The following is a 21,675-nucleotide window of genomic DNA, read 5'->3' as shown; positions in this document are numbered from 1 at the left end:
ATGTCCAAGTCATCCTGGCTTCAATGCGCCGCCAGCGCGGCGCTCTGCGCGAGCCTGGCCTTGAGCGCGCCCGCTCTCGCCCTCTCCGCGCCCGCCGCCCCGGCCAAGCCCGAAACGTCGGTAGCCCGCGCCAAGGCCGACCGGCTTGCCGCCGAGCTGGTCGGCAGGATGACCACCGAAGAGAAGCTGGATCAGTTGCTCAACACCGCCCCGGCCATCCCCCGGCTCGGGATCCCGGCCTACAACTGGTGGACGGAGTCGCTGCACGGCGCGCTGGGAACCCTGCCGACCACCAACTTCCCCGAACCGATCGGCCTGGCCGCCAGCTTCGACACCGGCCTTGTCCAGGACGTCGCCGCCGCGATCAGCGCCGAGGTCCGCGACCTGCACATCCTGTCGCGGCAGACCGGCCGGATGGGACGCATCGGCACGGGCCTCGACACCTGGTCGCCGAACATCAACATCTTCCGGGATCCGCGCTGGGGTCGTGGCCAGGAGACCTATGGCGAGGACCCGTTCCTGACCGCCCGCATCGGCGTGGCCTTCGTGCGGGGCATCCAGGGGCCCGACCCCGACCTGCCGCGCGTCATCGCCACGCCCAAGCACTTCGCGGTCCATAGCGGACCGGAGTCGACTCGGCACGGCGCCAACGTCTTCGTCTCGCGCCACGATCTGGAAGACACCTATCTGCCCGCGTTCCGCGCCGCGATCACCGAAGGCCAGGCCGGATCGGTGATGTGCGCCTACAACCGCATCGACGGCCAGCCGGCCTGCGCGAGCGACCTGCTGCTGAAGGACCATCTACGCGGCGCGTGGAAGTTCGATGGCTACGTCGTTTCCGACTGCGACGCCGTCAAGGACATCGCCGACAATCACAAATATTCGCCCGATGCAGCCACCGCCGTCGCCGCCGCGATGCGGGCCGGCGTCGACAACGAGTGCAACGGCGCGACCCTGACCGACACCGCCGGCCTCGCCCGGCCTTACGCGGACGCGCTGAAGCGCGGATTGATCACCGAAACCGATGTCGACCAGGCCCTGATCCGGCTCTATTCGGCGCGCCTGCGGGTCGGCGACCTGCCCGGCGTGCGGGCGGTCGAAACCCGCCCGGGGCCGGTGACCTCGGTGATGACGCCCCAGCATGAGGCCCTGGCGCTGGCCGCCAGCGAGAAAAGCCTGGTGCTGCTGAAGAATGACGGCCTGCTGCCCCTGAAGCCCGGCCTGCGCATCGCGGTGATCGGGCCGCTGGCCGACGCCACCCGCGTCCTGCGCGGCAACTATTCCTCGGCCCTGTCGGCGCCGCCGATCTCGGTGCTGGACGGTCTTCGCCGCGCCATGCCGTCGGCCAAGATCATCCACGCGCCGTTCGGCGCTTCCTTCACCGACGGCGATCGCGTGCCGAGCACGGCCCTGGTCACGCCGGATGGCAAGCCCGGCCTGCTGGCCCGCTACTACAACACCGTCGAGCCGCCGCCGACGCGCTTCGAGCCGGGGACCTTCGGCGAGGCGGTGGCCAAGATGCGCTATCTCGACAAGCCGGTCGTCACCCGCATCGAGCCGGACATCGCCTCGCGAAGCCTGGACCTGGCCTCGGTCTCCGACCACCACCGCGTGGTCTGGACGGGCTTCCTGGTTCCACCCGAGAGCGGAACCTATCGCCTGGGCCTGGCGGGCTTCAACGGCGAGCTCAAGCTCGACGGCAAGCCCTTCGCCGACCTGCGCAAGGCCGGCTGGGCCAGCCTGCCGACTCTCAAGACCATCCGCCTGGAGAAGGGTCATCGCTATCCGATCGAGATCGTCTCGGAGTCCCACGCCCTGTCCGGCATCAATCTCGTCTGGAAGCGCGTCTCGGACGATCCAACCGCCGAGCTGAAGAGGGCGGCCGCCCAGGCCGACGTGCTGGTCGCCGTGGTCGGCTTGACCTCCGACCTGGAGGCCGAGGAGTCCCCGGTCGAGGTCCCCGGCTTCAAGGGCGGCGACAAGACGACCCTGGACCTGCCGCCCGATCAGCAAAAGCTGCTGGAACAGGCCAAGGCCCTGGGCAAGCCGCTGGTCGTGGTGACGATGAACGGCAGCCCGGTGAACCTGACCTGGGCCAAGGCCAACGCCTCGGCCATCGTGGAGGCCTGGTATCCGGGCCAGTCCGGCGGCCTGGCCGTCGCCAACGTGCTGTCGGGCAAGACCAATCCGTCGGGCCGCCTGCCGCTGACCTTCTACCGTTCGATCGACGATCTCCCGCCCTTCGGCGACTATGCGATGGCCGGCCGCACCTATCGGTACTTCACGGGCGAGCCGGTCTATCCGTTCGGCTTTGGTCTCAGCTACACGCGCTACGACTATGCGCCGGTCTCGGTCGAACCCTTGCCGGGCGGCGCGGACCAGGGCGTTCGCGTGACGACCACCGTGCGTAATGTCGGCGCGCGGGCGGGCGAGGAAGTCGCCCAGCTCTATCTGAACTTCCCCGACACGCCCGGCGCGCCGCGCGTGGCCCTGCGCGGCTTCCAGCGCGTGGCGCTCAAGCCCGGCGAGGCCCGGAAGGTGACCTTCACCCTGTCGCCGCGCGATCTCAGCTCGGTGACCCCGGAGGGCGATCGCCGCGTGGCGGCCGGCGCCTATCGCGTCAGCATCGGATCGGGCCAACCCGGCACGGGCGTTCCGAGCCAGTCGGCCCCGTTCACGATTGGCGCCGCCGTGGCGCTGGCGAAATAGACCGGCCTCGGCGGATCAGGAGAAGAGCGTGAAGACCATCGCGACCATCACCGGGGCCCTCGCCCTCCTCCTCCCGACGCTGGCGAGCGCCGCGCCCAGGCTGGAGGGCGCGATCGGCGACCACGCCGTGCTGCAGCGGGACAGGCCCATCATCGTCACGGGCCGTTCCGCGCCCGGCGAGAAGGTCCTGGTCAATCTGGCAGGGCGCTCGGCCACGGGCCAGGCCGATCGCGATGGCCGCTTTCGCATCGCCTTGCCGCCGCTCGCCGCCGGCGGCCCCTACCAGATGCTGGTCGACGCGCCCAGCGGCCAGACCTTCGTCAACGACCTCCTGATCGGCGACGTCTTCCTCTGCTCGGGCCAGAGCAACATGGAGCTGTCGACCGAGCAGTCGCAGAACAGCTTCCAGATCGCCGGCGCCGCCGATCCGCAGATGCGATTGATGACGGTCGGCAAGCAGTTGGCGGAGACGCCGAAGGACCGCTTCGACGTCCCGCCGGCCTGGACGACAGCCACGCCCGGGACGATCGCCAAGTTCTCGGCCGTCTGCTTCTACGCGGGCCAGGACCTGCGGCGGACCACCAAGGCGCCGATCGGCCTGATCCATTCCAGCTGGGGCGGCTCGCGGATTTCCGCCTGGATGGCGCCCGAGGGTCTGCGGGCCGGCGGCCTGGACCTGGAAGCCAAGGCGCTGGAGCTCCATGCCCGTGACGCGGCGGCGGCCGAGGCCATGGTCGCACGTCAGTGGGAGACCTGGTGGCGCGACCGCTCGGGTCTCGCGAGCGCCGAGCAGCCCTGGCGCGGCGAGCATCCCGACTGGTCACCCGTTCCCGCGATCAGTTTTTTCGGGCGCTGGGGCGCGCCCGAGATGGCCAAATATCTCGGCATGGTGTGGTTCGAGAAGGCCGTGGACCTCACGCCCGCCCAGGCCGCGCAAGGCGCCGTCCTGTCGCTGGGCCTGATCGACGACGCCGATCGCACCTGGGTCAATGGCAAGGCCGTCGGCGGGTCCAGCATCGGCGCCCCACGCCGCTACCGACTGGCCCCGGGCACGCTGGTCGCCGGGCGCAACCGGATCACGGTCAACGACGACAACGTCTATGCCGATGGCGGCCTGGCGGGCCCCGCCGAACTCATGCGTCTCCAGCTGGACGACGGGACATCGGTCCCGCTTGACGCCGGCTGGCGCTACGCCCTGGCGGGACGGCCCAAGACCAACGCTCCGCGCGCGCCGTGGGACGACATTAACGGCGCGGGCGTCCTCTACAACGCGATGATCTCGCCCCTTGGGCCGGTCGGCCTGGCCGGGGCGCTCTGGTACCAGGGCGAGTCCGACACCGGCCTGCCCGGCTACGAGCGCCGCCTCGCGGCGATGATGGCCGACTGGCGTCGCCAGTTCGAGGCCCCGACGCTGCCCTTCGCGATCATCCAGCTGTCGGCCTACGGCGCCGGCGCGAGCAGGCCCGTCGAAAGCGGCTGGGCCGGCGTGCGCGACGCCCAGCGACGCGCCGCGGAGACCGACGGCCACGCGGCCGTGGTCGTCACCCTGGACCTCGGCGACCCCTACGATATCCATCCTGGCGAGAAGCAGGAGGTCGGCCGTCGCGCGGCGGACGCGTTGCGGGTCCTCGCCTACGGAGAAGCCGTCGCCGCCGGCCCAAGGGTCGCGACCGCAGAGCGCGCGCCCGACGGCGGCGTCGTCTTGACGTTCGTCGGCGCGGCCGGAGGCCTGGTCGCCCGCGGCGCGGACACCGCCATCGGCTTCGAGCTTTGCGGCGCGGACGGCGCCTGCCGCTACGCCCCCGGCCGTGTCGCTGGCGATAAGGTCACGCTGAAAGGCGACGGCGGGGCCATCGGACGCGTGCGCTACGCCTGGGCGGACAGTCCGACGGTGAACCTCTTCGATCAGGCCGGCCGGGCTGTCGGTTCGTTCGAGATCAAGGTTCCCTAGTCCCGGCAAGGCGCGTGACGACGGCGGACAAGTTGGCTAGATTTATGTGACCGGTAACATTGAACATAGACCAACGATCCGGGAGCATGGGGTAAGGACGTGACGGATAGCCGGGATCATCCGCTCAGGGTGGCGCTGAGTGAACTGATGCATCTGCGCGCCCTGCCGCTGGAGCAGGCGCCGGTCAGGCTGCGCCAGTGGGTGTTCCTGGTGGGCGCCGACGAACGGGCGTCCGAGGCGGCCTTCGTGGCGTTGTTCGCGCCAGGCCAGGATCCCGCCGTCGGCAGGGTTCTGGCGACCAGCCCGGCCGGCGGCTGGCTGTGGGAGCGGCATCAGGAATTCTCGACCTGGACCCGGTTCACCTACGGCCCGCTGGGCCCGGAGCTTGGCTTCGAGACCAACGTCGGCGAGGACTGCTTCTGGCTGGACGGAGCGCCGGGTCAGGTGTTCAGGGGCGTCGAGATCTCTGTCTCCGCGCCGGGCGCCGAGCCGCCGGCCGAGGCGATCCTGAACCGACATATCGACCTAGCCCATTGCGTTTCGTGCGAGGTCTTCGACGGCGCCGCGCGGATCTGGACGGACTTTCGCCTGCGCGAAGGCGGCACGGGGCGCATCCACGTCCACAACATCGCCCTGGCCAATGATGAGGTCTCGCGCCTGGTCCAGACGCTGTTGGAGATCGGCAACTATCGGAAGCTGGCGCTGATCGGCTTTCCGCCCGCCCGCGAGCTTTTGGCCTGGCTGGACGGCGCCGAAGCCAGGCTTTCGGCGATCGCCAGCGGCCTGGCGAGCGGCGAGGACAGCCAGGCGGTGCTAGACAGCCTCCTGAAACTCTCCGCCGAGGTAGAGCTGCGCGCCGCCCACAGCCGTTTCCGGCGCGGCGCGACGGAATCCTATCACCGCCTGACCCTGGACAGGCTAGAGGCGCTGCGAGAGCGCCATGTTCCCGGCTATTCGACCATGAGCGAGTTCATCGCGCGGCGCCTGCAACCGGCCATGCGCACCCGCGAGGCGGCCGACCGGCGGCTGGACGACCTTTCGGTGCGCGTCGCGCGCTGTGGCGATCTTCTGCAGGCCCGTCTGGGCATCGTCCTGGACCGCCAGAACCAGGAGACCCTGCGCGGCATGGGCGCCAGCCTCCAGCTGCAAGCCAAGCTGCAGGGCCTGGTCGAGGGCCTGTCGATCTTCGCGGTCGGCTATTACGTGCTGGGCCTGCTCGGCTATTTCCTGAAGCCCTGGCTGCACGGCTGGCCGGGCGCGAGCGAACAGGTTCTCTCGGCGCTGGTTCCCCTGGTGCTGCTCGCCGTCGCCGCCAGCCTGCACCGGCGCAAGAAGCGCCTGATCGATCGGGGCGACGGATGACCCGCCTGATCGGAGCGCCGCCAGAGCTCTTCTGACGACGCTCGGTCTCCACGTCCTCGGAAAATGCTTTAGCGGGCCGGGACCGAAACCCCGGCCTCGGTCTGCACGACCGGCAGCATCGCGCCGTCGGGACTGTAGCGAAGGCGTTCGACGGTCACGGCGCGGCGACCGATCGCCCCGCTCTGGTCGCCGACCGCGAGGGTCGCGTTGTGCAGGAAGATATACCACTCGCCCTTGAAACGGACGATGCCGGGATGGATCGTGAAGCTGTACTTGCCCGAGCCGGTCAGGAGGCCCCGAGGGGTCCAGGGACCGGTGATGGCGGGCGCGGTGGCGTAGGACACATGCTCGTCGCGCTGGGTGCTTCGGTCGAGCGAGGCATAGGTCAGGTAGTAGGTCCCGTCGCGCTTGTGCAGCCACGGGCCCTCCTCGAAATGCGGCGGCGTGATCTCGGTGATCGGACCGTCGATCTCGATCATGTTGGGCTTGAGCTTGGCGATGTAGCAGGAGCGATTGCCCCAGGCGATCCAGGTGGTTCCATCGTCGTCGGTGAACACCGTCGGATCGATGTCCTCCCAGCTGTGCGGCCCCTTCGGGGTCATCTCGTTGGTGATCAGCGCCGACCCGCGCGCGTCGACGAACGGGCCGGTGGGCGAGTCGGAGACCGCCACGCCGATCGCCTTGCCCGGGTGCGTGTTGTCATGCTCGACGGCGGCGTAGAAATAGAACTTGCCGTTCTTCTCGATCGCCTGCGAGGCCCAGGCGTCCTTCTTGGCCCACTTGAAGTCCGTGGCCTTCATGATCGGTGGGTAGGCCGTCCACGTCTTCATGTCCGTGGTCGAGTAGACCAGCCACTCGCGCATGTTGAACATCTCGTCACGCTGGGCTTCGTCGTGGCCCACGTAGAGAAAGAGGCGATCTCCGACCACCAGCGGCGCGGGATCAGCGGTGAACCGGTCCCGGAAGATGGGGTTCGAGCCTGCCGCCGGCGCTTTTTCATCGCCGGCCGCGCCTGGCGTCGCCATGCCCAGGGCCGCCATCAACGCGAGCGCCGCAATTTTCGAAACCATCCGACCGTCTCCCCAACGCCTAATATTTCTCTAATGAAAACGCCGCCCAGGCGCGGTGCGAACCACCATCGCCTGGGTTTCCCGCCGGGTTGATCAGCGCTCGAGAAGCGCCGCTTCACCCCAGGTCACGGGCAAGCGCTGGTTGTCGCCGCGAGGGCTGCGCGCCACCAACTCGATCAGCTTCACGCCGGCGACCGGGGCCGAGATCGGCTGGGCCGCCATGCCCCATTTGACCGGCTTGCTGGTCGCCAGCAGCTTGCCGTCGCCATAGACGGCGAAGGTCACGGCGGCGGCCTTGTCGCTGGCGCTGTCATCGACGCCGACCATCGCGGTGAAGCGCTGCGCCCCGTTATTCCGAACCTCCATCCGAGAGTTGGCGAGGATGCCGATGCCCGCCGCGAACGGCTTCCCCGCGACACGCAGCACCTGGCCGTAGGGCGCGCTGTCGGCCCGCGCGCCGCCCCAGCCGGCATAGGACGGCCGGTCGCCCGCACCGCTCGTGCCACCCCAGCCCGCCGCGGTGCGGAAGATGGAGGGATCGGGCGTGGGTTCCAGAACGCCGTCGACCGCCGGGTTCACGCTCCCCGGCTGTTCCGACAGATAGTAGCCCCCAGGCAGCGCGCGCGCGCCGTGGGCGCGGAAGATCAGGGTCTCGCGCGGCTTGACGTGGAGCTTGGTCCGCTTGGTGAACGTCGTCCGCTGCTTGCTCCACAGGTCGGTCAGCGCGATCGGCGCGTCGTCGCTGAACTTCAGATGGGTCGCGTTAAGGTCGACGTCATAGTCGACCGAGCCCCGGTTGAAGATCGCCACGGCCTTGTCGCCCGACGCCAGGGTCTTCACTAGGATCTGCAGGTCGCTGGAGTCGTGCGCCAGCGTCGCCTGGTTGCCGGCTGGATCCTGGTCCAGCGCGATGATGTCGGCGTTGCCGAAGATATCGAGCAGCGCCTTGGGCGTCTTGCGCAGGTCGGTCCCGATCAGCAGCGGCGCGTTGAGCATCGCCCACAATGCGAAGTGCGAGCGGGCTTCGGTCAGGTGGTCCGCGTCGAAATCCCCGGCCCCGATGTGCAGCATGTCCGGGTCGTTCCAGGACCCGGGGTGCGCGTAGAGCGACCGCGTCACGGTCGTATCGTAGTTGACCAGCAACCGCCCCCAGGCCGGCGAAATGTCGTCGCTGGTGCGCGAGAGGCCGCCATAGTCCTTGCCCCAGGCGCGGACATTGGCCGCCCCCCAGACGCAGAGCGACAGCAGGTAGTCGCCGTCCGGATTTTCCCGAGCCAGCGCGACATTGATCTGTCGGAACATCGCCTGGATCGCCGGAATGTCGGTTCGCGTCACCGCCCCGGAATCCAGGAATGGTCCCAGCGCCCGGAACTTGCCCGAACGCACGCGTTCGCTTTGCGGTCCGTAGTCGCGCAGGCCGCAGCCATCGACCTTGATGAAGTCGAAGCCCCAATCCTTGAAATAAAGCGCGATGTCCTGGTCGATGCGGCCGTAGATGCCGACCTCGCGCTCCAGGACCGTGCCCTTGGGCAGGTCGTCATCGGTCGGGGAATAGGCTTCGGAGCAGGTGTTGCGGCCCAGGTCGGAATAGATGCCGGCCTTCAGCCCCATGGCGTGAAGTTTGTCCGTGAACGGCTTGAAGCTGGGGGCGTCGCCGCCGGTGCGCGCCGACGGGAACTTGTCGTCGCGGATGATCATCCGCCCGTCGGGCATCCGCCGCCTTAGCGCCCAGCCATCGTCGATGTTGATATAGCGATAGCCCTTGGCCGCCAGGCCGCTGTCGACGATCTGCTTCGCCGAGCCGAGGATCTTGTCCTCGTCGATGTCGGTGGCGAAGGCGTTCCAGGTGCTCCACCCCATGGGCGGCGTGGCCGCGCGGCCAGCGGTATAGGCCGTCCAGCGTCCGGTCGGCGCCAACGGATCGCCCTGCGCCGCGGCGACGGACGGTCCAAGAAGCGCGGCGATCACCCCCGCGGTCAGCAGCTTCCTCATCGTTTCCCGCGCCGTTTTTTATGGGTTGCTGAACGGCTCGGCTGTCGCAGCCCAAACGCTCACTATAAGCGCGATGTTTACTCCGACAAAACCTGCCGTCAACATACGCTCCATCGTCCGTCTGGCCGGCCAAGCGTTCCCCACGCCTGGCGCTTCACCTCGCACCCAAGACGCCAGGGCTGTTTGGCGACGTGGACGCCGACCCGCGATAGACGCCAATAACACCGACAAATATGGATTGTCGGAACGGCGCGCCCGGGCCTAAATCCCTCCCATGGGCGGGCTTTCCGCTCAGTATGGCCCGCGCGATACGCAACGGCCGGAAGACCCTACTCCCAGATCGGCGACGTGAAGATCACCGCTGGGCGATACATAAAAAATTGTTACCGGTAACAAGGGAGGAACTGGAATGCCAAGGATCGTCGCCGCCCCGCTGTCCCTAGCCGCGTGTTCGATATTCGCGATCGCGACCGCCCAGGCCCAAACGCCGCGGCTGAGTCCGGACCAGACGCTCGAGGCCCCGGGCCTCAGCGTGATCGTCGAGCAAAATCACTTCAGCCCGATCTTCTTCGACGAGAAGAACGCAGGCATCCAGATCGTCCTGCACGGCGAGCGGATCGCCACCGACGGCGAGGTCCGGCTCAATCCGACGCCCGAACAATGGGACCCGGTGCCGATCTTCGGCGAACGCACGCTCGGCGAGACGCCGGGTCAGCTGGTCGTGAGATCGAGCTATCCGAAGGAAAAGCTGAGCTACCGCGTGAAGGTGACTCCCGAGGACGGCGGTTTCCGCATCGCGGTGGATCTCGACGCCCCACTGCCGCCGGAGCTTGTCGGCAAGGCCGGCTTCAATCTCGATTTCCTGCCCACCGCCTATTTCGGCAAGACCTATCTGATGGGCGAGCGGCCGGGCCTGTTCCCGCGCAATCCCAACGGCCCCATGGCGACCGACGGCTCGGGCGATCCCCAGCCGATGGCCTCCGGCGCCCGCAGCGTGACCCTCTCGCCGGAAGACCCCAAGACCCGGGTCACGATCACCGCCAACGCGCCGCTCGCCCTCTATGACGCGCGCAATCGGGCTCAGAACGGCTGGTTCGTCGTGCGGTCCATGATCGCCGCCGGAGCCAAGGAAGACGCCGTCGTCTGGCATGTGCGACCCAATGTCATCCCGGGCTGGACACGGACCCCCGTCGTCTCCTTCAACCAGGCCGGCTACACGCCGCAGCGCGGCAAGGTCGCGCTGATCGAGCTGGATCCGAACTTCAAGGCGCCGGCCGAGGCCACGCTGGTCAAGCTGACCGACAGCGGCGAGAAGCCCGTGTTCAGCGCGCCGGTCCAGCCGCGCGGCAAGTTCCTGCGCTACAACTACGCCGCGTTCGACTTCTCCAGCGTGCGCGAGCCCGGCGTCTACGCGATCTCTTACGCCGGGCAGACGACCAACCCCTTTCCGATCGCCGCCGACGCCTATTCGCGGATCTGGCAGCCTTCGCTCGACACCTACCTTCCCGTCCAGATGGACCACATGACCGTGCGGGAACAGTACCGGGTGTGGCAGCGCGCCTCGCACCTCGACGACGCGGTCCAGGCTCCACCCAATCACGTCCATTTCGACGGCTATCGGATGGGGCCGAACCTCGACTCCCCCTTCAAGCCGGGCGAGCACATCCCGGGCCTGGCGGTCGGCGGCTTCCAGGACGCCGGCGACTACGACATCCAGACCCCGCAAAACGCGCAGGTGGTGCGTGATCTCGTCTGGACGCGCGAGCTCTTCGGGCTCGACTGGGACGAAACCAGCGTCGACGAGAAGGCGCGCGAGGTGGAGATCCGCAAGCCGGACGGCGCGCCCGACGCGCTCCAGCAGGTCCGCCACGGCGTCGTGCAACTGCTCGCGCAGTACAAGGTCTTCGGCCACTCGATCGTCGGCATCATCGACCCGAAGCTGCGCCAGTACGCGCACCTCGGCGACGCCGCCTCCCAGACAGACGGCAAGCTATACGACGCCGCGCTGGGGCCGAACGAGGTCCGGGGCGACCACTCGGGCGTCCCCGACGACCGCTGGGCGTTCACCACCGCCTATCCCGCGAATGACCTGATGGTGGCCGGCAGCCTTGCGTCGGCCAGCCGCGCGCTGAAGGACTTCGACCCGGCGATGTCGGCCGAAGCGCTGTCCGCCGCCAAGGCGCTGTGGACCAAGCGCGAGGGCGAGGCCGCCAACGGCAGCGACGGCCGTGACGACAGCGGGAACATGTCCCGCTTTCTCGACCTGGCCAAGGTCGCCGCGACGGTGGAGCTGATCATCACCACCAAGGGCGACGCGGTCTATACGGCGCGGCTGCGCGCCCTGATGCCGGCGATCGAGGCGAACTTCGATCGCGTCAGCGGCGTCGCCGTGCGCGCCCTTCCCTATATGGATGCGAGCTACAAGGCGCGGATCAGGACCCTGGTGAGCGCCGCCAAGTCGCGGGCCGACACCGGACTGGCGGGCAACCCCTTCGGCGTCCCGGTCGGCATGGGCTCATGGGCGGGGTCCGGCGAAGTCGCCGGCTTCGGGATCAACATGTACCTTATGCACAAGGCGTTCCCGGACCTGATCGGACCGGAATACACCCTGCACGCCCTGGACTACATGCTCGGCCGCCATCCCGCGAACAACCTGTCCCTGGTCTCGACCGTCGGAACCCGCTCGAAGCTGAACGGCTACGGGCACAACCGCGCGGACTACGGCTTCATCCCCGGCGGGATGGCGCCGGGCGTGCTGGTCATCAAGCCGGACTTCCCCGAAATGATGACCGACTGGCCGTTCTTGTGGTTCGAGAGCGAATACACGGTGAGCTCCACCACCGCCTATATCCTCGCGGCCAAGGCGGCGATCGCGGCCACCGAAGACACTCGCTAGAAGTCAGACCCAGGTCGCCACGGAGAGGACTCCGTGGCGACCTTCGATGTCGGGCTGCTTCGATTTTGGAACCGCGAGCTTCCTCCAGAAACCGCGTGACGCCCCCCGAGCTCAGGCGTCGGAAAAGTCCCCCGCCTCGTTCAAGGCGGCCTCCAACGCCTGCAGCAGCCTCGAACGGGCCTCTTCGCTGGGGGCTTCCTGGATCTTGGCGTTGAGCCGGGCGAACAGGTCGGCGCGCTGGTTGTGCCAGTCGAGGGCCGCGGCTTTTCCCGGCTGAAGTCGAGGCGGGCCGCCGGGGACCTGATGCGCCTCGGACCGGGTCAGTTCGAAGGTCTCGTCGAGAACAGGTATGGCGATGCGCGCGGCCGGAAAGCCGACCTGCTCCAGGCGTTCGGCCAGACCGGTCAGGGCGCCCGGCTCTCCGTGCGCCAGGAAGACCTGGCCCGCGATCGGCTGACGCTCCAAAGCCCAGCGCACCAGGCCCTTGGCGTCGGCATGAGCCGAATAGACGTCCAGCACCCTGATCCGCGCCTTGACCTGAAAGTCATCGCCCTGGATCCGCACCAATTTCTTGCCGTCGACCAGCAGGCGGCCAAGCGTGCCCGCCGCCTGGAAGCCGGTGATCAGCACGGTCACCTCGGATCGCCACAGCAGGCGCTTGAGATGCCGGCGGATGCGACCGGCGTCGCACATGCCGCTGCCCGCCAGGATGATATGCCAGTCGCGCACCTTCTCCAGCTGATCGCTTTCCTCGGGCTTCATCAGATAGTGCAGGTTGGGGGCGTGCCGTAGCAGACTGAACGGATTGGCCTCAGTATCCCGGTTCCACCCGCGCTCGAGGAAGACGTCGGTGGCCTCGATGGCCAGGGGAGAATCCAGGAAGATCTCGCCGCGCGGCGCCTCGCCCGATTCCATCACCGCCAGAAGATCCAGCAGCAGCTCCTGGGCGCGACCGACCGCGAAGGTCGGCATCAGCAAGGGCCCGCCGGCGGCGTGGGCCTGACGCAGTTCCTCGGCCAGCAGCCGGCGCCGTTCGGCGGTGTCGGCCAGATCCCGCTCGCGGTCGCCGTAGGTCGATTCCAACACCAGGTGATCGACGCCCGTCGGTCCGGTCGGCTCGGGGAGGTAGGCCTGACCTCCGGCGCCCAGGTCGCCGGAGAACAGGATCCGTTCGGCGTCTTCGTCGGGTCCGACGATCACCTCGATCGAGGTGGCGCCCAGCATATGGCCCGCGTTCCAGAAACGGGCCCTCACGCCGGGGACGATCTCGGTGATCTCGTCGAGCTTGACCTTCTCGAACAACTCCATCGTCCGGGCCGCGTCCCTGGCCGTATAGACCGGCTCGACCAGCGGGCGACCGCGCCGCTGGTTGCGTCGATTGAGGTGGAAGACCTCGCTTTCCTGGATCTCCCCGGCGTCGGCCAGCATCACCTCGCACAGGGCCCGGGTCGGGGCCGTGGCGTAGATGGGCCCCTTGTAGCCCGCGCGCATCAGCTTCGGCAGCATGCCCGAATGGTCGATATGGGCGTGGGTCAGCAGCACCGCGTCGATGGCGTCCACGTCGAAGGGAAAGGGGTCGTAGTTGAGGGCCTTCAGAGTCTTGGAGCCCTGGAACATGCCGCAGTCGATCAGAAGGGTGAAGCCTTCGCCGCTGAGGCGGGCGCAGAAGCCCGTCACGCATTCGGCGGCGCCGTGAAAGGTCAGGCTCAAACTCATGGGACTACTTTCTTCTGGTCTGCTCGAATGAACGAAGCCGCGACAGGCCTGCCGTCCAGCCGCCGCTCAGCATTGCGGTGACCAGCACGACGATCGCGAGGGTCAGGTCGGGCGCCGCCACCTTGAAGACCGCGGCCACCGGCGCGACGCTCAGGATCACCGCCAGCAGGGCGACGATCGCCGACGCGATGATCCAATAGGCGCGCCGATGGGGCGACAGCAGCTTGCCCGACGCGGCCGCGTCGGCCAGGGCCAGGATCAGGTTGCCCAGCACCAGGGTCGTGAAGGCCGCGCCCCGCGCCTGATCCTCGGGATAGTTCCGCAGGGCCCAGATATAGACGCCCAGAACCCCGCCCAGGACGGCCAGTCCCTGGAGGAGGGCCAGGCCGATTTGCTTCCAGCCGAACAGCGGCTCGTCGCGACGGCGAGGTGGGCGCTTCATCGCCCGCGCCTCGCTGGGCTCGGCCTCGAAGACCAGGGCGCAGATCGGGTCGATGGCCAGCTCCATCAGCACGACATGCATGGGAAACAGCAGGGACGGCAGACCCAGCAGGATGGGGGCCAGCGCCAGGCCAGCGATCGGCACGTGGATGGCGGTGACGTAGGTCAGGGCGCGGCGCAGGTTGGTGAAGATTCGCCGCCCCAGGCGCACACCGCCGACGATGGAGGCGAAGCTGTCGTCCAGCAGGACGAGATCGGCCGCCTCGCGCGCGACATCCGTTCCCTTCTTGCCCATGGCGATGCCGATGTGCGCGGCCTCCAGCGCCGGAGCGTCGTTGACGCCGTCGCCGGTCATGGCCACGACCTCTCCGTTCGCCTTCAGGGCCTCGACCAGTCGCAGTTTCTGGGCGGGCGCGATGCGTGCGAAGACCCGCACGCCGCGCAGACGCTCGCAGAGGGCGGCGAAGGACAGTTCCTCGATCTCGGATCCGAGCAGGACGCCGGCCGAGGTGTCCAGACCCGCCGCCTTGGCGATGGCCAGGGCCGTGGCGGGATGGTCGCCGGTGATCATCACGACGGCGACGCCCGCCGCGCGCGCCTCGGCCAAGGCTTGCGGCACGTCCCGGCGCAGCGGGTCGATGAAGCCGATCAGTCCGCCGAACGTGAAGGCGACGGTCCGAGGATCATCATCCGCGAAATCGCCCTCCACCCGGGCCGAAGCCACGCCCAGGACGCGCAGCCCCTGCCGCGCATAGTCCTCGACCACGGCTTGCAGGCGCGCGATCTCGGTGTCGGACAGCCGGCACAGATTGAAGATCGCCTCGGGCGCCCCCTTGGCCGCGGCGATCCGCGCCTCGCCGGCGCGACGCCAGACCTGGACGACCGCCAGCAGTTCGGGCCGCAGAGGCCAGGCGCGCTCGGGCTCGCCCTGGATCACCTCCCCGTCGACCAGCGCGTCCATCGAGAGGTGACGCACCGCCTTGTCCATCGGGTCGATCGGTCGCACCGCCGAGGCCAGGGCGGCCAGCTCCAGCAGGTCTCCGGCCGCGCCCTCGATGGGGCGCGCCGCCTCGACGGCCATGTCGCCGGCCTCCGTCCACAGGCGGGCGACCCGCATCTGGTTTTCGGTGAGGGTCCCGGTCTTGTCGACGCAGAGCACCGTGGCGCCGCCCAGGGTCTCGATGACCGCGCTTCGCCGCGTCAGCACCTGGTGGGTCGCCAGCCGCCACGCGCCCAGCGCCAGGAACACGGCCAACACCATGGGAAACTCTTCGGGGATCAGCGAGATCGCCACCGTCACCCCGGCCAGGACGCCGCCGATCCAATCGTGACGCAACCATCCGTAGGCGACCGCGACGAGCACGCAGAATCCCAGGGCCAGCGCGCCCAATATGGCGACAAGGCGTCCGGCGGTCTTCTGCAGCGGCGTCGGCTCGTGATCGATCGCCGCAAGCGATGCGCCGATCTGGCCCAGCGCCGAGCGCGGCCCGGTGCGGGTCACCCGCGCGACGCCCTGTCCGCGGACCACGAGGGTGCCGGCGAAGAGATCGGGCGAGCCGTCCGCCCCTGGCGCCGGATTGGGCGCGCCGACATCGTCGGGCCCGGCGGGCGGCTTGGTCACCGGCGCCGACTCGCCGGTCAGGGCGGACTCGTCGACGGTGAGCACCTCGCCTCCGACCAGTCGGGCGTCCGCCGGCAGACGTTCGCCCTCGCCGATCAGCAACAGGTCGTCGGGAACGAGGTCGCGCGCGGCGACCTGGCGTTCGACGCCGTCGCGAATGACCCGGGCCAGGGGCTGGGCCAGATCGCGCAAGGCGCTCAACGCCCGTTCGCTGCGCGCCTCCTGCAGAACCACCAGCCCCACCGAAGCCAAGGCCCCGGCGGTCAGAAAGAGCCCTTCGCCCAGGTCGCCGAGCACCAGGTAGAGGACCGCCGCCCCGACCAGCAGCAGGAACATCGGCTCGCGCAAGGTCTCGCCGAGGATTCCGGCCAGACCGCGCCGGCTCGCGTGCGGCAGTTCATTGGGACCGACGGCGACCAGACGCGCGGCCGCCTCCGCCTCGTCCAGGCCGCGCAACAGTTCGACGGTCATGCAACCATCCTCCTCGGGAGGCTCGGTGAGCGACTCAGTGCGAGAGGAAGAGCGGGACCTTTGGCGCGTGCAACATGTACTCGGTGGCGCCGCCGAGAATGAACTCCTGGAGGCGCGATCGACCATAGGCGCCCATCACCAGGAGGTCGGGAGGGGTCTTCGCCAAATAGGCTTCAAGGCTCTCACCAATCGACACGCCCTTCCCATCGACCTCTTCGGCGACGGCGGCGACACCGTGGGCCTTCAGGTGACGGACGGCCTCGGCGGCGAGGCCGGCGACGGCGGCCGGCTTCTCATTGATCACCGTGAGCACGCGAACCTCGCCGGCGCGCGCGAGGATGGGCAAGGCGTCGGCCAGGGCGCGGGCGGCGCACCGGCTCCCGTCCCAGGCCACCACGACCGAGCCGAGCTTGGCGGCCGGCAAGCCTCCGCGATAAACCAGAACCGGCCGCCCCGAGCCGAAGACGGCGCTGGTCGCCACCTCGGCCTGGCCGTCCAGCGGTCCGCCCAGCGGCACCAGACACAGGTCGCGAGTCCGGGCGCGAGCCGCCACATGGTCGGCCACGGCGTAGTATTCCACGGTCTCGATCAGGGCTTGGCCGAGCACCCCGGCGTCCCGAGCCTGAGCGGTGAAGGCCGCCAGGCTGGCGTGACCGTTGGCCAGACTCTTGGCCTGCTCGTCGACCGCCATGCTGCTCAACCCGATCAGGTAGTCGGCGATCCGATTGCTGTGGACAGGAAACCTCACCCCCACCGCCAGGGCCGAAACCCGGCCGCCGATCAGCCGGACGAAGCCGACCGCGCCCTCGATCGCCTCGGGCGGCGTTGCCTCAGGATAGGTGTCGACGTGAAGCAGGATGTCGTTGAGGCTCATCCGTGAAATCCATTTTCTTGGCCGAGCCGATCGTATCGACAAGCCCCATGACCAATACAACGTCGGGCGGGCGGGCCGTCGTCACCTTGACGCAAGTCAATTCGCGCCGTCGCGACTTCGGCCCCAGGGACGGACGGGTCCGCCACTTCCCGTCATGACGCGGACGTCAGCAGGGCGCCAAGCCAGGCCGCGCCGGCGACCAGGAACAGACCTGGCGCGACCCGCCAGGCGAAACCACGCTGCCCGCCCGAAAAGGCGAAGACCAGCTTGGTCAGGGTGTTGGTCGAAAGCCCGGCGAGAATAGGTAGCACGGCTTGCTCCGGGGTCATCCGACCCGACCCGACCAGGGACGCGATCGAGATCGCCGCGGCATGAGTGTCGACCAGGCCCGCCAGGGCCGCCCCGGCGACGGCTCCGGCCGCTCCGAACCGTTCGCGAAGCGCCGCGGAAACGACAAGGATCGCCGCCAGGGTCACGGCGAAGGTCAGGGCCGTCGTCAGGCTGAAGGCCTGGCCTGGATCGGGGTCGTCACGGGCGGGTTGACGCAGCGCCAGGCGCGTGAACGCCGCGCCATAGGCCACCGCCGCCAGGCCCGCGCACAGCAGCGGCCCGGCCATGACCCGCAGGGTCGGCAGGCTGGTGACGGCGATCACGAGCGTCATCTGGACGATGGTGGCGACCGTCGACAGCACCGCGCCCGCCACCGCCGCCGAGAGCGCCGCCGGCGTCGCCGCCGCTCGTCCGGCCATGGCGCCGATCGTCGCCGTGCTCGAGATGAAGCCGGAAGCCAGCCCGGCCAGGGGCAGACCCCACCGGGCGCCGAGCGCGCGCACCGCGACGTGGCCAGCGGCGCCGATGGCCAAGACCAGGACGACGACGACCCAGACCGAGCGGGGGTTGAGGGCCTGGAACGGCCCCATCGCGCGATCGGGCAGCAAGGGCAGGACGACCAGGGTCGCGCCTGCCAGGATCAGGGCGTCGCGAACCTCGTCCGGGGTCAGGACCTGGCTGACGAAATGATGCAGCGGGGTCCGGGCGGCCAACAGGATCGCGACGACGACCCCGACACAGGCGGCGACACCAGGCGAAAGGATCGCCAGCCCGCCCACCAGGACCGACATGATCAGGGCGACCTCGGTGGTCAACCCGGCGTCCGGCTCGGCGCGGGCCCGCCAATAGCTCAGGGCCGCCAGAACGGCGACTCCGGCCGTTACGACCGCCAGAAGCATCGGCCCGCCGACGGCCAGGCTGACCGCTCCGGCCAGGGAGGTGACCGAGAAAGTGCGGATCCCGGCCGCCGAGGACGAGGCTCGCGCCTGCTTGCGACGCTCGCGCTCGGCGCCGATCAGCAGACCGACTCCAAGAGCGACGGCCAGGTTCAGGATGGGGACATCAGGAATGGGGCTGGCTCCGATGGCGCGTGCTCAAGACTAGGATCGGTTCAGTGCTAGACCTTTCCCGCCGAAACGACAAAGGCCCGGCGGGGGTGTCCCGCCGGGCCTTGTCTCGTTCGGTGCGCTCTGGATCAGAAGAAGCGTTCGCCGATCCGGATCGTGTCGCCCGGCGCCACCAGGGTCGACGGCTCGAGCGCGCCCTTCGCCTCGGTCGTTTCGCCATTGTGCTTGATGTAGACGCTCTTCTTGTCGGCCCGGTAGGTGAAGCCGCCCGCGGTGGCCACCGCGTTCAGAACCGTCAGGCCGGCGGTGTAGGGATAGGTGCCCGGCTTTCCGACCTCGCCCAGGATATAGAACGGGCGGAAGGTCAGGACCTCGGCGCTGACGCGCGGCTCCTTCAGATAGCCGTCGCTCAGCGACTTCTGCACGGCGTCCTGGAACTGGCCGACGGTTAGACCGCCCGCCTTGATCTCGCCGATCAGCGGCAGCGACATCAGCCCGCTGCCGGTGACGAAGAATTCGCCCGACAGGGTGGGCTCGCCGTAGACGGTCACCCGGACTTTGTCGCCGGCGCCGAGCAGGTAGTCCATCGACTGCGTCGCCGGGATGGGCGTGTCGCTGACCAAGGGTTGCTGGGCGCGCGCCACGCCACCCCAGCCGCCGGCGGCGATGCAGACGACCAGCGCCAGCATCGAAAAGAGGCGCGAGAGTTTCGAAACAACGATCATCGCGAAGCGTCTCACCTTGAACGTTTAGAACCTGGGGACTTCTCAGGCCTGGAAATTAAAATGCCACATCGCACGTGACCGTGACATGAACAAGATCAAGACTCAGGTCGCGCGCGCTTTACTGAACTGAATGATCTTAGGCTCGCCGCCATCAAGTCTAACGGCGGTCAGGACGCCGGTCGCATAGGCGCCTGTATCGACATTGATCCGCTGGCGTCCGACGAAAGCCTCCTCGACCGGCGTGTGGCCGTGGACGACGGTGGCCTTCAGCCCGTGCGGGTTGTCGAGGAATTCGTTGCGGATCCACAGCAGATCGGCGGCGACTTGGCGCTCCAGCGGCAGACCCGGGCGCACGCCCGCGTGGACGAAGACATAGTCGCCATAGACGACCACCAGCTCCAGCTGGCGCAGAAAGGTCTCGTGGGCCGGTGGGAGGGCGGCGCGGAAGGCCTGACGGGCCTGCTCCCATACCTCCGGCTCAGCGCGGCCGACCGGGCGCTGCACGCCGTAGGACGTCAAGGTCTCGCCGCCGCCATATTCGATCCAGGAGGGTCCGGCCATCGGATCGTCGAGGAAGTGCAGCAGCGTCTCCTCGTGATTGCCCATCAGGGTGCGGAATTCGAAGCGGCCCACGGCGGCCTGCGCTTTCAGCAGGATCAGCCGATCGATCACCGCCGAGGATTGAGCGCCGCGGTCGACATAGTCGCCCAGCATGACCAGCACCGGCGGGTCCTCGCGGCCCGTGGCGCGATAGTCTTCGGTCACCGCCCCGATCAGGCCGTCCAGAAGGTCGAGCCGCCCGTGCACGTCCCCCACGGCGTAAACCATTCGACCGCCCGTGGACGACGCGCGGCGCGGCTGGGATTTCGGACGAAAGAGGGACTTGAACATCGGACTCGTCAGGACGGCGATAAACGCCAGGACCAAGAACCCTGATTTTGCCCCAGCCGACGACGTAGTTCAACGACGCATTCAGCAGTTAATTCGCAATTCATCATGCTCATTTCCTCTCAATTTACCAAGTATATTTCTTGTTCATTGTAGTTAATTTTAGAATTACCACAGTTAAACATTCGAATTATACCATCTAAATTCAGCTCAAATTTGCGCCCCAAATGAATACTGACCTCACGAACACAGCGAGGTCAGCATGTTCAAGGCACGTAACATTGTTCTGGGACTCGTCAGCGCCATCGCCATGATGACCGGCGCCAACGCTCAGGCCGGCTCGGCCCCGTTCATGCCGCGCGGCGAAGGCGTCGGCGCTCCGATGGGTTTCGCCGACCTGTGCCGCCGAGACGCCAACGCCTGCGGCGCGCCGGCGAGCCAGCTGGCCTTCTTGGGCGGCGCGGTCGGCCTGATCGCGACCTCTTCGGTGGGCGCGCCCTCGCAACATCATTTCGAGGCCGCCGCGTCGACCGCGTCGACCGACGAGGACGGGGCGAACCTGATCACGGTGGAGATCGTCCGGGCCTGGACGCCCGCCACGGTCGAGGACTTCGTCGCCGCCGGCCAGGCGCGGCCCGTCGCCGCCGCGGTCGTCACGACGCCCGCCGCCGCCGTGAACGCGCCCCAGGGTCTCGCCTGGACCACGCGCACCGACCGCGAACAGGTGAAGCTGCTGAATCAGGTCAACCAGCTGGTCAATCGCACGGTCAAGAAAGCTACGGACCAGGATCTCTATGGCGAGCTCGAATACTGGTCTCTGCCGCGACTGGTGAACGGCAAGCTCTACGGCGACTGCGAGGACTATGCGTTGGAGAAGCGCCGTCAGCTGATCGCGGCTGGCGTGCCGGAAACGGCCTTGTCCATGGCCGTCGCCTTCACGGCCCGCGGCGAAAGCCACGCCGTGCTGATGGTCTCGCTAGAGAGCGGCGACTGGGTGCTGGACAATCTGACCCCTTGGGCGACCCCCTGGGGAGACCTGAACTATCGCTGGGTCGAGCGCCAGATCCCCGGCACCGCCCTGTGGACCATGGTCACCTGATCGACCGTCAGGCCTGAATGCGAAAACCCCCGGACCATCAGGTCCGGGGGTTTTCTCGTTGAGCCTCTTCGCACGAACGAAAACGCCCGCTCGATGATGAGCGGGCGTGCGGACCAAACTTAGGATCGGCCTGGCGTGAATGGAGAGCCTAGAAGATGTGGGAGACGGTCAGCGCCAAGGCGCCCCACAGCCCCGCCGAAATGATCGCGCCCATGCCCAGCCCCAGCAGCGGGGGGAGGCGTTTGGCGCGAGTCGGCGCGACGGCTTCGACTTGGGCAAACGAGATCTTGGCTTCAATCATCGATCACACTCCTGATGTGATGACTGTAGTGCGGCGCAGCTAATCGCCCGTGAATGAACAGAGTCTACGTGCGTTAAGCATATATGTGAGGTCCGTGGATTTTTCCCGGCGACGCTGTACAGCGTTTGCGCTAGCCTGAGGTCGTCGGAACTGGAAACCAGT

The 21,675-nt window shown here is 68.2% G+C and carries 14 protein-coding genes; 5 read left to right on the top strand and 9 right to left on the bottom strand.

Annotation, left to right across the window (positions count from 1 at the left end; translation table 11 throughout):
- From AC1RNC_RS17170 to AC1RNC_RS17160, 3 genes are all read left to right on the top strand, one after another.
- A complete protein-coding gene (locus AC1RNC_RS17170) occupies window positions 1-2,709 on the top strand; it encodes a glycoside hydrolase family 3 C-terminal domain-containing protein (RefSeq protein WP_492887529.1) in 2,709 nt (902 codons plus the stop codon).
- 28 nt (window positions 2,710-2,737) lie between these two features.
- The gene (locus AC1RNC_RS17165) at window positions 2,738-4,660 is read left to right on the top strand and encodes a sialate O-acetylesterase (RefSeq protein ID WP_492887528.1); all 1,923 of its coding nucleotides are present in this window, start codon (window positions 2,738-2,740) and stop codon (window positions 4,658-4,660) included.
- A 99-nt stretch (window positions 4,661-4,759) separates the two neighbouring features.
- Entirely contained in the window at window positions 4,760-6,022 is a 1,263-nt protein-coding gene (locus AC1RNC_RS17160) for a DUF3422 domain-containing protein (protein WP_492887527.1), read from the top strand.
- A gap of 68 nt (window positions 6,023-6,090) precedes the next feature.
- On the opposite strand, the gene AC1RNC_RS17155 is transcribed toward AC1RNC_RS17160, so the two are convergent.
- Together AC1RNC_RS17155 and AC1RNC_RS17150 are read right to left on the bottom strand one after the other, a co-directional pair.
- Window positions 6,091-7,092 carry a glycoside hydrolase family 43 protein gene (locus AC1RNC_RS17155; RefSeq protein WP_492887526.1) on the bottom strand — a complete coding sequence of 334 codons (1,002 nt, stop codon included), beginning with the start codon at window positions 7,090-7,092 and terminating at the stop codon, window positions 6,091-6,093.
- Window positions 7,093-7,185: 93 nt separating this feature from the next.
- Window positions 7,186-9,084 (bottom strand): NPCBM/NEW2 domain-containing protein, encoded by a 1,899-nt coding sequence (locus AC1RNC_RS17150; protein ID WP_492887525.1) that lies wholly within the window; start codon window positions 9,082-9,084, stop codon window positions 7,186-7,188.
- Between the two features lie 409 nt (window positions 9,085-9,493).
- Here AC1RNC_RS17150 and AC1RNC_RS17145 point away from each other — a divergent pair, with 409 nt between their 5' ends.
- The gene (locus AC1RNC_RS17145; RefSeq protein ID WP_492887524.1) at window positions 9,494-11,980 is read left to right on the top strand and encodes a glycoside hydrolase family 9 protein; all 2,487 of its coding nucleotides are present in this window, start codon (window positions 9,494-9,496) and stop codon (window positions 11,978-11,980) included.
- A gap of 111 nt (window positions 11,981-12,091) precedes the next feature.
- On the opposite strand, the gene AC1RNC_RS17140 is transcribed toward AC1RNC_RS17145, so the two are convergent.
- From AC1RNC_RS17140 to AC1RNC_RS17115, 6 genes are all read right to left on the bottom strand, one after another.
- A complete protein-coding gene (locus AC1RNC_RS17140; protein WP_492887523.1) occupies window positions 12,092-13,696 on the bottom strand; it encodes an MBL fold metallo-hydrolase in 1,605 nt (534 codons plus the stop codon).
- Window positions 13,697-13,700: 4 nt separating this feature from the next.
- The gene (locus tag AC1RNC_RS17135; protein WP_492887522.1) at window positions 13,701-16,229 is read right to left on the bottom strand and encodes a cation-translocating P-type ATPase; all 2,529 of its coding nucleotides are present in this window, start codon (window positions 16,227-16,229) and stop codon (window positions 13,701-13,703) included.
- Window positions 16,230-16,263: 34 nt separating this feature from the next.
- On the bottom strand, window positions 16,264-17,103 hold the full coding sequence (locus tag AC1RNC_RS17130; protein WP_492887521.1) for a universal stress protein: 840 nt from the start codon (window positions 17,101-17,103) through the stop codon (window positions 16,264-16,266).
- 152 nt (window positions 17,104-17,255) lie between these two features.
- On the bottom strand, window positions 17,256-18,479 hold the full coding sequence (locus AC1RNC_RS17125; RefSeq protein ID WP_492887612.1) for an MgtC/SapB family protein: 1,224 nt from the start codon (window positions 18,477-18,479) through the stop codon (window positions 17,256-17,258).
- A gap of 149 nt (window positions 18,480-18,628) precedes the next feature.
- Window positions 18,629-19,225 (bottom strand): polysaccharide biosynthesis/export family protein, encoded by a 597-nt coding sequence (locus tag AC1RNC_RS17120; protein WP_492887520.1) that lies wholly within the window; start codon window positions 19,223-19,225, stop codon window positions 18,629-18,631.
- Window positions 19,226-19,327: 102 nt separating this feature from the next.
- Window positions 19,328-20,116 carry a metallophosphoesterase family protein gene (locus tag AC1RNC_RS17115; RefSeq protein ID WP_492887519.1) on the bottom strand — a complete coding sequence of 263 codons (789 nt, stop codon included), beginning with the start codon at window positions 20,114-20,116 and terminating at the stop codon, window positions 19,328-19,330.
- A gap of 259 nt (window positions 20,117-20,375) precedes the next feature.
- Here AC1RNC_RS17115 and AC1RNC_RS17110 point away from each other — a divergent pair, with 259 nt between their 5' ends.
- Window positions 20,376-21,212 carry a transglutaminase-like cysteine peptidase gene (locus tag AC1RNC_RS17110; protein WP_492887518.1) on the top strand — a complete coding sequence of 279 codons (837 nt, stop codon included), beginning with the start codon at window positions 20,376-20,378 and terminating at the stop codon, window positions 21,210-21,212.
- Window positions 21,213-21,360: 148 nt separating this feature from the next.
- Here the strand turns inward: AC1RNC_RS17110 and AC1RNC_RS17105 are convergent, their stop codons facing one another.
- On the bottom strand, window positions 21,361-21,513 hold the full coding sequence (locus tag AC1RNC_RS17105; protein WP_492887517.1) for a hypothetical protein: 153 nt from the start codon (window positions 21,511-21,513) through the stop codon (window positions 21,361-21,363).
- Window positions 21,514-21,675: the final 162 nt, after the last annotated feature.

Source organism: Caulobacter sp. GW822-FHT01G02, from assembly GCF_058802865.1.
This window is presented reverse-complemented; position numbering and strand designations above follow the sequence as displayed.